Here is a 12,889-nt window from a genome sequence, read left to right as displayed (position 1 = left end):
CCTTTATGAGCCTTGCTGTCTTTTTTCTAAAAGTGGTGTTTGTGCTTCAGTTAAATAAGAAGCAAACTGGGTTAATTTCTTTTTCATGTCTCCGCCTGGTTCATGCTGAAAGAGAATTTGATGCAATTCTGTTTCGACTTCTTCAATATCAATTCTCGTTAAAATATCATCTAAATCGCCTATGACGTTTTCAAACAGCTGAATTTTTTCATATAAAAGCTTTAGAATATGTTCCTCAACGGTTCCGTTTGTTGACATATTGTAAATGTGGACATCTCGCTCTTGGCCAAGTCGGTGGATACGTCCAATTCTCTGTTCTAAACGCATCGGGTTCCACGGGAGGTCGTAGTTGATGATTTGGTTACAAAACTGAAGGTTGATCCCTTCACCGCCAGCTTCTGTAGCAATTAACACTTGCGCTCGTTCTCTAAATAAATCTTTCATCCAATCTTTTTTGCCCCGCTTAAAGCCGCCCCGAAATGGAACAGAGCTGATGCCATTTTGCTGTAGAAACCATTGTAAATAAATTTGTGTCGCACGGTATTCGGTGAAAATAATCACCTTTTCATTTAACTGCTGAATGAGTTTGACGACTTCAAGCGCCTTTGAGTTTTGCTCAACTTGATTGATTTTCTCCATGATTTGCGCTATAGCAGACGATCCGAGAATATGCTTTTCTTCTTCCTGCATTTTTTTAATTGTCATATAAACTGCCTCACGGCTTGAACAGCATTCTCGTTCCAAGGTCATAATGGAAAACATATGCTTTGTATAAGACGGATTCTCTTTCAGCTTGCAGATTTCATCATACAATGCTTGTTCTGTCCGAGAGAAATCAATGGAAATCGTTTTGACATGCCGTTTTGTCCACTCGATGCCTGTGTCTTGTCTTCGGTTTCGAATCATCACTTTATTGACGAGCTGTTTTAATCGGTCATGGTCTTCAAGCTGCAAGTCCTTTTTGGCAAAGACATCTTTAAATTGATGTTCATTTCCTAGGTGGCCTGGCTTCAGAAGGGAAACGAGATTAAATATTTCTCCGATCCGGTTTTGAATAGGCGTCGCTGTTAGCAGCAGGCAGAACTTCTTATTCAGGTTTCTCACAAATTCATAGTTTTTCGTTTTATTGTTTTTCAGTTTATGTGCTTCATCGATAATGACCATATCGTACGCAATCGATAAAATCGTGTCTCGATGCGGCTGTCTTTTCGCTGTATCAATGGAAGAAACCACAACGTCACACTGCTCCCACACATAGCTCTTTTTTTGCTCAACAGCATCAATATAAAATTTCGTCCGCAGCTCCTGTACCCACTGAGACACAAGGGAGGCGGGGACGAGAATGAGAATCTTTTTGGCGAGTCCACGAATCATGTATTCTTTGATAATGAGTCCTGCTTCTACGGTTTTTCCAAGTCCCACTTCATCTGCTAGAATGGCTTTCCCATTCATTTCTTCTACGACTCTTCTGGCTACTTCGAGCTGGTGCTTTAAAGGTGTGAATGCAGGCAGATGCGCAGGAGCTTGCAGCCCCTCGAATGAATCAATGGCTGTGACTTTTTGAACCTGTGTCGCTAAACGATACATATCCCAGTTCGCCCAGGGGCCGTCTGCTGAAAGCCGCTGCTGAAATTCATTTGCCCATTCCTGATCAAAAATCGTTTGAATATTCAATGTGGTCGCCTGCCTTTCTTTCTAGTAGGGTCTAATAAAATTGTTCTGTTTTTAAACGCTTCATTTTTTAAGAGGTCTTTAAAAGACTTGATATATGAATAAAAGCGAACGATATCGAAAGGTTGTTTTAAAAATGTTAATGATTTTTCTGTTGCTCTTCATCCATTTCTAATGGTAGGATGTTGGTAAGTGATCTAGAAAATAAGTCACCCATTTTGATAGTATGTCCAATAGATGTGAAAAATATGAGCGGATGATGGTATGGGGAGAGACTTGGCGGTTATTTTGCACTGGCAGGCGCCGAAGGAGCAAGCTGAATGATTCAGTGAATCTCTCAGGCAAAAGTACTCTTACCGGACGCAACTCTGGAGAGTGTTTGCTCATCGGTTTTTAGCAAACCACCAAAGGGGAAAACGCACAATGATGTTGTGCTGTAAACTTTCAGGTGCAAGGACAGAGACTTCTTTTTGATAAAAGGGAGCGCTCTGTCCTTTTTTGCTGTGATTTTTTTCTGAAAATTCAGCTTGCATGTGCACTGTAAGAAAAAAGGGGGAAACGATTGATGTTGAAACGAACACCGCTTTTTCATGCGTATGAAACGTTTGGCGCAAAAACCATTGACTTCGGGGGCTGGGAATTACCTGTCCAATTTTCTTCCATTAAAGAAGAACATGAAGCTGTTCGAACAAAAGCAGGGCTTTTTGATGTGTCTCACATGGGTGAGGTGGACGTCAAAGGTCAAGATGCCCTACCTTTTTTACAAAGGTTATTAACCAATGATGTGTCTAAGCTGACAGACGGTAAGGCACTATATACAGCCATGTGTTATGAAGATGGCGGAACGGTAGATGACCTGCTCGTCTACCAAAAAGAAAAAAATCACTATTTACTTGTCATCAATGCATCAAATATCGATAAAGACGTTGATTGGCTTTTGAAGCACCAAGAGAAGGATGATGTATTGATCAAAAATATTTCTGATCAAACCGCCTTGCTAGCGCTTCAAGGACCTCTTGCAGCTGACATCATCAAAGAGGTGGCAGGTGAAGAGGTGACATCGCTTAAGCCATTTACGTTTTTATCAAAAGCTGAGGTCGCAAATAAAGAAGTGCTTGTTTCTAGAACAGGCTACACAGGGGAAGACGGCTTTGAAATCTACTGCCAGTCAGAAGATGCGGTCCACCTTTGGTCTGCTTTATTAGAAGCGGGGCAGCCAAAAGGACTCATTCCATGCGGACTCGGTGCACGAGACACCTTGAGATTTGAAGCAAGACTCCCGCTTTATGGCCAGGAGCTGACAAAGGATATCTCTCCATTAGAAGGCGGCATTGGTTTTGCTGTCAAAACGGATAAAGAAGCTGATTTTATCGGGAAAGCCGCACTTAAAAAACAAAAAGAAGAGGGACTGAAGCGAAAGCTTGTCGGCATTGAAATGATTGATAAAGGGATTCCGCGTACAGATTATCCAGTCTTTTCAGGAGAAAGGCAGGTTGGGATTGTCACAACGGGCACCCAATCCCCAACATTAAAGAAAAATGTCGGGCTTGCTTTGATCGAAACCTCAGAGGCGGAGCTTGGAACAGAGGTGGAAATTCAAATTCGCAAAAAACGTCTAAAAGCCAAAATCGTCGCAACACCATTTTATAAAAGAGCCAAATAACGAGGGGGAATAGAGGATGAAGCACAGGTATTTGCCGCAAACAGAGCAAGATCAAAAAGAAATGCTGGATGTCATCGGCGTTCAGTCGATTGATGAGCTTTTTTCAGATATCCCAGAGAAAGTTCGATTCAAAGGAGCATACAACATCAAAGAAGCCGCATCTGAAACAGCACTTGTCAGGGAATTATCCCGACTAGCTGCAAAGAATAAGGATACAGTTTCTTATGCATCGTTTCTTGGTGCAGGTGTATATGATCATTACCAGCCTGTCATTGTCGATCATGTCATCTCACGCTCTGAATTTTATACAGCATATACACCTTATCAGCCGGAGATTTCGCAAGGTGAATTGCAAGCTATTTTTGAATTTCAAACAATGATTGCTGAGCTGACTGGTATGGATCTTGCCAACTCCTCGATGTATGATGGCGGGACGGCACTAGCTGAAGCGGCGATGCTCGCTGCGGGACACACAAAGAAGAAAAAAGTGGTTGTTTCTGAAACGGTTCACCCCGAATCAAGAGCGGTGCTGAAAACGTACGCCAAAGGACAGCATATTGAAGTCGTTGAAGTGCCTGCGAAAAAAGGGCAGACAGATCTAGCTGCATTGGAAAAGGCGGTCTGCGATGATACAGCAGCAGTTCTCGTGCAATATCCAAACTTTTTTGGTGTAGTCGAGCCGTTAAAAGACATTGAACCCATTGCGTATAAAGGAAAAAGCCTGTTCGTTGTCTCTAGTAATCCCCTCGCACTAGGGCTATTGACGCCGCCTGGAAAACTTGGGGCAGATATTGTCGTCGGTGATGCGCAGCCGTTCGGCATCCCAGCTGCATTTGGCGGACCTCATTGCGGATATTTTGCTGTGACGAAAAAGCTGATGCGAAAAGTGCCAGGTCGTTTAGTCGGGCAGACAGAAGATGAAAATGGTGTTCGTGGATTTGTCCTGACCCTTCAAGCACGTGAGCAGCACATCCGAAGAGATAAAGCGACGTCAAATATTTGCTCAAACCAAGCATTAAATGCGTTAGCTGCTTCTGTTGCCATGACGGCACTAGGGAAAACAGGCATAAAAGACATCGCCTATCAAAACGTGCAAAAAGCCCATTATGCCAAGACGCAGGCAGAAAAATATGGACTGCAGGCGGATGTAGAAGGGGCTCATTTTAATGAATTTGTGATCAAGTTACAGGAGCCTGTGAAAGAAGCCAATAAACGATTGCTTGAAAAAGGAATCATCGGCGGCTACGACCTCGGGCTAGACTACCCAGAGCTTCAGCAGCACATGCTTGTAGCCGTGACAGAGCTAAGAACAAAAGAAGAAATTGATACGTTTATCAAGGAATTGGGGGATCGCCATGAATAAACAAGATCAGCCGCTTATTTTTGAATTATCTAAAGAAGGAAGAATAGGGTACAGCCTGCCTGATTTAGATGTACCTGAACAGGAGATCCCGTCTTTATTTGATGAGACGTACATCCGTGATGAGGATGCTGAGCTTCCTGAAGTATCTGAGCTTGATATTATGCGTCATTATACAGCATTATCAAGACGCAATCATGGGGTTGATTCCGGATTTTATCCTCTTGGCTCTTGTACGATGAAATATAACCCAAAAATTAATGAAAAGGTTGCACGCCTTGCAGGGTTCTCGCAGGTTCATCCACTACAGGAGGCAGACACTGTGCAAGGTGCATTAGAATTACTGTACGATCTAGGTGATCATCTTGAAGAAATTACGGGGATGGACGCTGTGACATTACAGCCTGCGGCAGGAGCACATGGCGAATGGACGGGACTCATGATGATCCGTGCGTATCATGAAGCAAGAGGAGATCATCAGCGTACAAAAGTCATTGTGCCTGATTCTGCTCATGGAACGAACCCGGCATCTGCGACAGTGGCTGGATTTGAAACCATTACCGTTGCATCTGATGAAAACGGGCTTGTTGATTTAGAAGATTTACGCCGCGTTGTCAATGAAGAAACAGCTGCTTTAATGCTCACAAACCCGAATACACTCGGCCTATTTGAAGAGAATATTTTAGAAATGGCTGAAATCGTTCACGGAGCGGGCGGTAAGCTTTATTATGACGGAGCTAACTTGAACGCTGTTTTAAGCAGAGCAAGACCGGGGGATATGGGATTTGATGTTGTCCACTTAAATCTTCATAAAACCTTTACAGGCCCGCACGGAGGCGGAGGTCCTGGCTCAGGTCCTGTTGGCGTCAAAAAGGATTTGATTCCGTATTTGCCAAAGCCGGTGCTTGTGAAGAAGGAAGGTCGTTTTTACTTTGATGATGATCGTCCAGAATCAATTGGACGCGTGAAGCCATTCTATGGCAACTTTGGCATTAACGTCAGAGCTTATGCGTACATCCGCTCTATGGGTCCAGACGGCTTAAAGGCTGTAACCGATAATGCGGTGTTAAATGCGAACTATATGATGCGCCGTTTAAGTGCTCATTTCGATTTGCCGTTTGATCGTCACTGTAAGCATGAATTTGTCCTTTCAGGTAAACGTCAGAAAAAATTAGGTGTGCGGACACTGGATATTGCCAAACGATTACTTGATTTTGGCTATCATCCGCCAACGATTTACTTCCCGCTTAATGTAGAGGAATGTATCATGATTGAACCGACTGAAACAGAATCAAAAGAAACACTTGATGCATTCATCGAAGCAATGATTCAAATTGCGAAAGAAGCAGAAGAGAATCCTGAAGTGGTGCAGGAAGCGCCGCATACTACGGTTGTCAAACGTATGGACGAAACAAAGGCCGCGCGGAATCCAGTTCTCGTTTTTGAAAGAAAATAAAGAAAAAAGACTCGGGGGGAATCATGCTCCCAGAGTCTTTTTTGTTAGTTCTTCGTTTTGATGCGGCCGCCCCATTTTTTAAAGCCGCCTTTTAAATTATAAATCTCACGGCAGCCGTTTTTACGTAAAGTTTGGGCTGCTTTTCCGCTTCTGAAATTATTTTGACAATAGAGATAAACAGGCTTGTCAGGACGTATTTCATTTTTGCGCTGCTTTAGCTGGGAAAGGGGGATATTTCTTGCCCCTAAAATATGTCCGCCTTCAAACTCATTTGGCTCTCTCACATCAATGAGCTGGGCTTTGCGGTAACCTTTAATAAATTCTTCTTCCGTCAGCGTTTTCATAATGCGCTGCTGATAAATGTAGCTGCCGATGGAATAAAGAACGAAAAGTCCACAAAGTGAGAGGACGATATAGTTGAATATTGACAATACAACTCGACTCCTTCTTGAGCATCAGCACAGTCGCCTGTCTGATGGTACGTTTTAGACAAATACTATTATAGTAAAGCATAAGAAACTTGTCATCATAAATGGTAAGAATTATTTTCAATTCCGTCCCTATTTGATAGACTGATGAAGAGAGAAAATCGGTGGTCACCACCATCATCTAACATTGACTACGTAAAAGAGAAGGGATTTTATATGCAAAAAGAGAAATGGTGTTTCATTGATTCAGGAAACCAAGACCCTGCCTTTAACATGGCAATGGACGAAGCTTTGCTTTATTGGCATAGTGAGAAGCTCATCCCGCCTGTTATCCGCTTTTATGGATGGGATCCGGCGACATTATCTGTTGGGTATTTTCAGAACGTTGAAAAAGAAATCAACCTAGAAGCCGTCAAGCGATATGGTCTTGGATTTGTCCGCAGACCAACCGGAGGACGGGGAGTACTTCATGATCAGGAGCTGACCTACAGCGTGATTGTGTCAGAGGAACATCCAGAAATGCCGGCGACGGTGACAGAGGCGTACCGCGTTATTTCAGAAGGCATTTTAGAGGGCTTTAAAGAGCTGGGACTCGATGCGTATTTTGCCATTCCTCGTACAGATAAAGAAAAAGAAAGCTTAAAAAACCCAAGATCATCTGTATGCTTTGATGCCCCTTCATGGTACGAGCTTGTTGTAGAAGGCAGAAAGGTAGCGGGCAGTGCTCAGACGAGACAAAAAGGTGTCATCCTCCAGCATGGATCTATTTTAATTGACCTTGATGAGGACAAATTGTTCGATTTGTTCCTTTATCCAAACGACCGGGTGAGAGAGCGGATGCAGCGAAGCTTTAAAAACAAAGCGGTTGCCATCAATGAAATCTCAGACCGAACATGTACGATAGACGATGCGCGTGCAGCGTTTAAAAGAGGTTTTGAAAAAGGATTAAATATTGAACTTGAACCTTATGAGCTGACAGATGAAGAATTAGCGTTTGTCCATCATCTCGCCAAAACGAAATATGCCTCAGATGATTGGAATTACAAGCGTTAAGACGATGGACTCTCCTTGTTTTTTAATGAACGTTGGTGTAGAATTGGGTTGATTATTAAGTAAAGGTGCATTATGGAGGGGTTTTATGACTACGCCTAGTATGGAAGATTACATTGAACAAATTTATATGCTGATAGAAGAAAAAGGATATGCCAGAGTCTCTGATATTGCAGAAGCACTCGCTGTCCATCCCTCCTCTGTAACAAAAATGGTTCAGAAGCTAGATAAAGATGAATACCTCATTTATGAGAAGTATCGTGGTCTAATTTTAACCCCGAAAGGCAAAAAAATTGGAAAACGTCTCGTATACAGACATGAACTGCTAGAGCAATTTTTAAGAATCATTGGTGTAGATGAAGAGAAAATTTATGATGATGTAGAAGGCATTGAACATCATCTCAGCTGGAACAGCATTGACCGCATCGGTGATCTCGTTCAATTTTTCGAAGAAAACGATGAGCGATCCGTTCAGCTGAAAGCGATTCAAAAGAAAAACGAACAAACAAATCAAGAATCTTAATCAAAAAGGACACCCGTGCTAAGGGTGTCCTTTTTGATTAAAGTTCTAATTGAAAGCAAATGCTCCTACACTATTATTAGCGTGAAATCAAAGGGGGCTCCTTGATGAAGATAGATGGTGTGTTCTCAGGTGGAGGCATTAAGGGGGCAGCGCTTGCAGGTGCCTATGAAGCACTTGAAGCGAGAGGATTTCAATTTGTCCGCCTTGCTGGTACAAGTGCTGGAGCAATCATTGCTTCACTCATCGCAGCAGGTTTTACAAGCCAGGAAATTCGGGCGCTTTTAGATGAAATGGATGAACACAAATTGCTTGATAGGAGATGTCAATTCATCCCGTTTAAAATGCTCAGATGGATATCCATTTACTGGCGTCTCGGTCTTTATAAAGGAGACCGGCTGGAAAAATGGCTGACCGATGTGCTAAAACGAAAAGGGGTCACCGTGTTTGGAGACCTCAAAAAAGATTCGCTGAAAATTGTTGCGTCCGATTTAACGAATGGAAAAATCCTCGTGCTGCCAGACGACCTTCCTTCATACGGTTTAAATCCAGAGCGATTTTCCGTTGCGAGGGCCATTCGAATGAGCTGCAGCCTGCCGTATTTTTTCGAACCTGTCAAACTGAAGTCTTCAAAAGGCATTTGTACCATTGTAGATGGAGGAGTGCTTAGCAATTTTCCAATTTGGCTGTTTGCTGAAGAGAAAAAAAGACCGTTCGTCGGTGTCACATTAACGCCAAACGAAAAAGAACGCCCTCAACATTCCATCCGCAATGCGTTTGAACTGTTTGGCGCTCTTTTTGAAACGATGCGTGGTGCTCATGACGAAAGACATATCGCCACAAAACACGAACGTCATATTATTTTTATTCCTGTAGAACACGTCATTGCCACTGATTTTCAACTCATGACAGAAAAGAAAAAGGCGCTCGTCGATCTAGGCAGACAGAAGGCCGAGCAATTTTTAAAAAGCTGGACATTTTAAAATAAGGCGCGATTCTTCTTTTTGTTTTTCTTGCCTTCAATCACAGTCAAATGTGTTTGGCTTTTCTTTTTGAGAAGGACGGGCTTAGACTTGTGGTCAGTCGGCACGCTTCGCAGATGAGTGACCCGATTTTTCATCTGGCTTTTCGTTTTTGGTTTAGGCTGCTGGTAGCGACGTTTTGATTGTTTGACTGCTTTACGATAAAGATTGCCTTCTGTTCCAGTTCTTCGATTCATCAGCCATCTAAATAGGAAAAATAGAGCCGCTCCAATGATCACAACAGATAGCAGCATGGTAAAAAGTCTGCCAGGGTTCGTTGTGAGTAAGTACACAAATCCCAAAACACCTAAAGCGAAAATAATGGTAAAAGCAGGATGTACTCGGCGATTCATAACTGTCCACCTCCGAAGGAATTTACCGGATTTATAAGCTAGATCACTTGATGAGCAGAATCTGACGCTTGTTTCAGAGACGCTTCCTCTAAACGAAGAAGTTCATTAAAACTTGCAATGGCTACCTCGACTTGATCGTCAGAGGGTTCTTTTGTTGTTAGCAATTGCAGCCAAAGGCCAGGATAGCCAAGCACTTTAAGCACAGGCACTTCTCGGAGTTTGTTCGTGAGCTGAAGCACTTCAAATGAAATGCCCAGAACAACCGGAATGAGCGCCAAGCGGTTCAGAACTCTCACCCATAAAGGATCTGTCGGTACGAGTAAATAGACGAACATCCCGACAATGACAGTGAATAAAATAAAGCTGCTGCCGCATCGATAATGCAGACGGGATTGCTTTTGGACATTTTCCACTGTGATGTCAAGGTTCTGTTCATAGCAGTTTATGACTTTATGTTCTGCCCCATGATATTGAAATACTCTTTTAATTAAAGGGGTCATGGAAATAAAGTAAATATAGCCTAATAAAAGGATCAATTTGAAGAATGTTTCAACTGCGATTTGTGCGAAGTTCCCTGAAAAGATGGGGCGCACAAGCTCTGCTAAAAAGACAGGTACTAGTGTAAAGACAAATTTACTAAAGAGAAGAGAGAGAACTCCGATCACAGCAATGCCGAAAATCATTGATAATTTCGAGCCTTTTTGTTCTTTTTCAAGAGTATGATCTTCAGAAGGATCTAAGTCATATCGCTCACTGGAGAAGTTTAAGTGCTTACTGCCGTTTGCGCTTGCTTCAACAAGTGCAGCAACACCCCTGACAAAGGGGATTTTCTTGAGAAAGGCGGTTCGTTTATTGGAGGTCCGGGGAAGCTTCAAAAACTCAATGGACTGGTCCTTTCGCCGAATCGCTGTCACATAGTTCTTTTTACCTCCGAACATGACACCTTCGACAACTGCCTGCCCTCCATATGCTGGAGGGTTTGTTTGATTGGACATATTTCATCAACCTGCCTGTTTCCTGTAATTTACATGCATTTCCTTATACCTTTATTGTACAGTAAATGAGGGGAAATCACTAGCGCACAGGTCGATTATCTACTAGAATTCTATCTACCTCTTTTTAGCCAGTATACCCTGTTATAAAAATTTTACACACACGCATGGAAATCCTTTTTTTTCATGACATTTTGGACATACTACTTGCTGGAGGTGTTCACAATTGAAACGTGATGAAAAGAAAAACCAAGATGAAAAAAATCAGTCCGTGCAAACGTCATCACTGGTGGCAAGGGCAGCTGCTACTGGCTTTGTCGGCGGTGTTTTTTGGGGCTTTATCGGGTTTCTGACCCATGTGTTTCATTTTTCAGAGGTGAGTCCCAATATGCTGCTTCAGCCATTTGTGCTTGGAGATTGGAAAAAGGGAGGACTTGGCACTTTTATCAGTATTGTGCTGTTAGGAATTTTATCGATTGGAGCGGCCTTTATTTATTATGGGCTTTTAAAAAGGATCAAAGGTTTTTGGATGGGATTGATATATGGCGGGCTTTTATGGCTGCTCGTTTTTTACGTGTTTAATCCCATTTTCCCAGATGTAAAGCAAGTACAAGAGTTGCAGCAAAGCACCATTGTCACGACATTTTGCCTATATATTTTATATGGCATGTTTGTCGGGTACAGCATTTCGTTTGAATATAATGAATTGACGAGTCAGAAGCTTGCGAGGGCACTCGGGAAAAAGACAGAATAAAGTGTAAATCACCTATTCATATGATAAAATATTTTTGGAAACGAAAGGTTTCTAAGGAAAAAGAAATAGATATCGCTATAGATTAAATTAGGGTGAAGGAGTGGTCATATGCCTCATTTTCTTGTGCTGAATGGACCCAATTTAAACAGGCTTGGCAAAAGAGAGCCTGCTGTTTATGGAAGTAAGACGCTGACAGATTTAGAAACGGATTTGTTCCAGTTTGCAGAACGAGCAAATATCCAATTAACGTTCTTTCAATCGAATCATGAAGGGGATTTGATTGATGCGCTTCACGAAGCAGAAGGTCAGTACGATGGTGTCGTGTTTAACCCGGGTGCTTTTACCCACTACAGCTATGCGCTGAGAGATGCCATTGCAAGTATTTCTTTATCTGTCATTGAAGTACATATCACAAATGTTCATAAGAGAGAAGAATTCCGCCATCATTCTGTACTGGCGCCAGTATGCCAAGGGCAAATCGTTGGACTTGGCTTAGAAGGGTATAAATTGGCGATTCGTTATTTAGTCAGTGAAGGGGGAGCAGTATCATGAAGCTTGAAAAACTAAGAACACTTTTAAGCGAATTAGAGATCGATGGCCTTGTCATTACGAGCAGCTTTAATTTACAGTATATGACTAACTTTACCGGATCTGCCGGACTTGCTGTCGTTTCAAAGGACCGGGCAGCTTTTATCACGGACTTCCGCTATACAGAGCAAGCGAAGGACCAAGTCAAAGGCTATGACATCATTGAACATAAAGGAAACATTGTGGAAACGGCTGCCCAAACGGCAAAGGAATTTGGAGTAAAACGCCTTGGTTTTGAACAAAACCATATGACATTTGCCACGTACCAGCAGTACGCAGCCAAAGCAGGTGATATAGAGCTTGTTCCAGTCTCTGAATCAGTTGAAAAGTTGCGCTTGATTAAGTCTAGTGAAGAGATTAAGATATTAGAGGAAGCTGCGAAGATTGCAGATCACGCCTTTGATCATATTCTCACTTACATCAAGCCGGGCTTGACGGAAATTGCTGTCATGAACGAGCTTGAATTTTTCATGAGAAAAGAAGGTGCTGAAGGATCTTCATTCGATATGATTGTGGCCTCAGGTGTTCGTTCAAGCCTTCCACACGGGAGAGCGAGTGAAAAGGTAATTGAATCTGGTGATTTAGTGACACTCGATTTCGGTGCTTACTATAAAGGCTATTGTTCTGATATGACAAGAACGATTGCTGTCGGAACACCAAGCGACAAGCTCAAGGAAATTTATCATATCGTATTAGAAGCAGAAAACGCTGGTGTGGATAGAATCAAGCCAGGCTTAACAGGAAAAGAAGCTGATCGCATCACACGAGACATCATTGAAAAGTATGGCTATGGTCAATACTTCGGGCATTCAACCGGGCATGGGCTAGGTATGGAAGTACATGAAGCGCCAGGCCTTTCCTCACGATCAGAGGTCGTCTTAGAAGAGGGAATGGTCGTCACAGTTGAGCCTGGAATTTACTTGCCGGATGTCGGCGGCGTGAGAATTGAGGATGATATTGTCCTGACAGCTGACGGCAATAAACGATTGACCCACTCACCGAAAGAACTTATCATATTATGATGGTGAAATG

13 protein-coding genes and 2 riboswitches are annotated in these 12,889 nt (G+C 42.7%); of the genes, 9 read left to right on the top strand and 4 right to left on the bottom strand.

Annotation, left to right across the window (positions count from 1 at the left end; genetic code table 11):
* Positions 1-3 precede the first annotated feature (3 nt).
* Positions 4-1,674 (bottom strand): DEAD/DEAH box helicase, encoded by a 1,671-nt coding sequence (locus ACLGGR_RS11795; RefSeq protein WP_410973115.1) that lies wholly within the window; start codon positions 1,672-1,674, stop codon positions 4-6.
* A 253-nt stretch (positions 1,675-1,927) separates the two neighbouring features.
* Positions 1,928-2,034, top strand: a riboswitch (glycine riboswitch).
* Positions 2,035-2,037: 3 nt separating this feature from the next.
* Positions 2,038-2,133: riboswitch (glycine riboswitch) on the top strand.
* Positions 2,134-2,236: 103 nt separating this feature from the next.
* On the opposite strand from ACLGGR_RS11795, the gene gcvT reads away from it, so the two are divergent.
* From gcvT to gcvPB, 3 genes are read left to right on the top strand one after another with little or no spacing between them, the layout of a single operon-like run.
* Entirely contained in the window at positions 2,237-3,334 is a 1,098-nt protein-coding gene (gcvT, locus tag ACLGGR_RS11790; RefSeq protein WP_410973114.1) for a glycine cleavage system aminomethyltransferase GcvT, read from the top strand.
* A gap of 16 nt (positions 3,335-3,350) precedes the next feature.
* Positions 3,351-4,697, top strand: a complete 1,347-nt coding sequence (gene gcvPA / locus ACLGGR_RS11785; protein ID WP_410973113.1) for an aminomethyl-transferring glycine dehydrogenase subunit GcvPA — start codon at positions 3,351-3,353, stop codon at positions 4,695-4,697.
* Positions 4,690-6,150, top strand: a complete 1,461-nt coding sequence (gene gcvPB / locus ACLGGR_RS11780) for an aminomethyl-transferring glycine dehydrogenase subunit GcvPB (protein WP_340866895.1) — start codon at positions 4,690-4,692, stop codon at positions 6,148-6,150. The genes gcvPA and gcvPB overlap by 8 nt, the downstream gene beginning before the upstream one ends.
* Positions 6,151-6,194: 44 nt before the next feature.
* On the opposite strand, the gene ACLGGR_RS11775 is transcribed toward gcvPB, so the two are convergent.
* The gene (locus tag ACLGGR_RS11775) at positions 6,195-6,575 is read right to left on the bottom strand and encodes a rhodanese-like domain-containing protein (protein ID WP_024422963.1); all 381 of its coding nucleotides are present in this window, start codon (positions 6,573-6,575) and stop codon (positions 6,195-6,197) included.
* 219 nt (positions 6,576-6,794) lie between these two features.
* On the opposite strand from ACLGGR_RS11775, the gene ACLGGR_RS11770 reads away from it, so the two are divergent.
* From ACLGGR_RS11770 to ACLGGR_RS11760, 3 genes are all read left to right on the top strand, one after another.
* A complete protein-coding gene (locus tag ACLGGR_RS11770; protein ID WP_034280239.1) occupies positions 6,795-7,631 on the top strand; it encodes a lipoate--protein ligase family protein in 837 nt (278 codons plus the stop codon).
* Between the two features lie 85 nt (positions 7,632-7,716).
* On the top strand, positions 7,717-8,151 hold the full coding sequence (gene mntR / locus ACLGGR_RS11765; RefSeq protein WP_003215946.1) for a transcriptional regulator MntR: 435 nt from the start codon (positions 7,717-7,719) through the stop codon (positions 8,149-8,151).
* A 104-nt stretch (positions 8,152-8,255) separates the two neighbouring features.
* Positions 8,256-9,131: a patatin-like phospholipase family protein gene (locus tag ACLGGR_RS11760; RefSeq protein ID WP_142945987.1), complete on the top strand. Its 876-nt coding sequence runs from the start codon at positions 8,256-8,258 to the stop codon at positions 9,129-9,131.
* Here ACLGGR_RS11760 and ACLGGR_RS11755 read toward each other — a convergent pair.
* Positions 9,128-9,523 (bottom strand): SA1362 family protein, encoded by a 396-nt coding sequence (locus ACLGGR_RS11755; protein ID WP_039179905.1) that lies wholly within the window; start codon positions 9,521-9,523, stop codon positions 9,128-9,130. The two genes, ACLGGR_RS11760 and ACLGGR_RS11755, sit on opposite strands and share 4 nt — an antisense overlap.
* 38 nt (positions 9,524-9,561) lie before the next feature.
* Positions 9,562-10,518: a DUF1385 domain-containing protein gene (locus ACLGGR_RS11750; RefSeq protein WP_410973112.1), complete on the bottom strand. Its 957-nt coding sequence runs from the start codon at positions 10,516-10,518 to the stop codon at positions 9,562-9,564.
* A gap of 223 nt (positions 10,519-10,741) precedes the next feature.
* Here ACLGGR_RS11750 and ACLGGR_RS11745 point away from each other — a divergent pair, with 223 nt between their 5' ends.
* The 3 genes from ACLGGR_RS11745 to ACLGGR_RS11735 all read left to right on the top strand — a co-directional run bounded on the left by ACLGGR_RS11745 (position 10,742) and on the right by ACLGGR_RS11735 (position 12,879).
* Positions 10,742-11,269 carry a YqhR family membrane protein gene (locus tag ACLGGR_RS11745; RefSeq protein ID WP_142945986.1) on the top strand — a complete coding sequence of 176 codons (528 nt, stop codon included), beginning with the start codon at positions 10,742-10,744 and terminating at the stop codon, positions 11,267-11,269.
* Between the two features lie 108 nt (positions 11,270-11,377).
* Complete coding sequence (aroQ, locus tag ACLGGR_RS11740) at positions 11,378-11,821, top strand: type II 3-dehydroquinate dehydratase (RefSeq protein WP_142945985.1); 444 nt, start codon at positions 11,378-11,380, stop codon at positions 11,819-11,821.
* A complete protein-coding gene (locus ACLGGR_RS11735) occupies positions 11,815-12,879 on the top strand; it encodes a M24 family metallopeptidase (RefSeq protein WP_185907646.1) in 1,065 nt (354 codons plus the stop codon). Before aroQ ends, ACLGGR_RS11735 begins: the two co-directional genes overlap by 7 nt.
* Positions 12,880-12,889 lie beyond the last annotated feature (10 nt).

It is taken from the genome of Bacillus sp. BD48 (assembly GCF_046566805.1).
Taxonomy (GTDB): Bacteria; Bacillota; Bacilli; order Bacillales; family Bacillaceae; genus Bacillus; species Bacillus safensis.
Note: the sequence above shows the minus strand (reverse complement) of the source record. Positions and strands in the feature narration are given on the sequence as shown.

Bases quoted from the DNA above. Each gene is read 5' to 3' on its own strand.
- gcvT (WP_410973114.1), top strand. From the start codon at position 2,237: ATGTTGAAACGAACACCGCTTTTTCATGCGTATGAAACGTTTGGCGCA.
- gcvPA (WP_410973113.1), top strand. From the start codon at position 3,351: ATGAAGCACAGGTATTTGCCGCAAACAGAGCAAGATCAAAAAGAAATG.
- gcvPB (WP_340866895.1), top strand. From the start codon at position 4,690: ATGAATAAACAAGATCAGCCGCTTATTTTTGAATTATCTAAAGAAGGA.
- ACLGGR_RS11770 (WP_034280239.1), top strand. From the start codon at position 6,795: ATGCAAAAAGAGAAATGGTGTTTCATTGATTCAGGAAACCAAGACCCT.
- mntR (WP_003215946.1), top strand. From the start codon at position 7,717: ATGACTACGCCTAGTATGGAAGATTACATTGAACAAATTTATATGCTG.
- ACLGGR_RS11760 (WP_142945987.1), top strand. From the start codon at position 8,256: ATGAAGATAGATGGTGTGTTCTCAGGTGGAGGCATTAAGGGGGCAGCG.
- ACLGGR_RS11755 (WP_039179905.1), bottom strand. From the start codon at position 9,523: ATGAATCGCCGAGTACATCCTGCTTTTACCATTATTTTCGCTTTAGGT.
- ACLGGR_RS11750 (WP_410973112.1), bottom strand. From the start codon at position 10,518: ATGTCCAATCAAACAAACCCTCCAGCATATGGAGGGCAGGCAGTTGTC.
- aroQ (WP_142945985.1), top strand. From the start codon at position 11,378: ATGCCTCATTTTCTTGTGCTGAATGGACCCAATTTAAACAGGCTTGGC.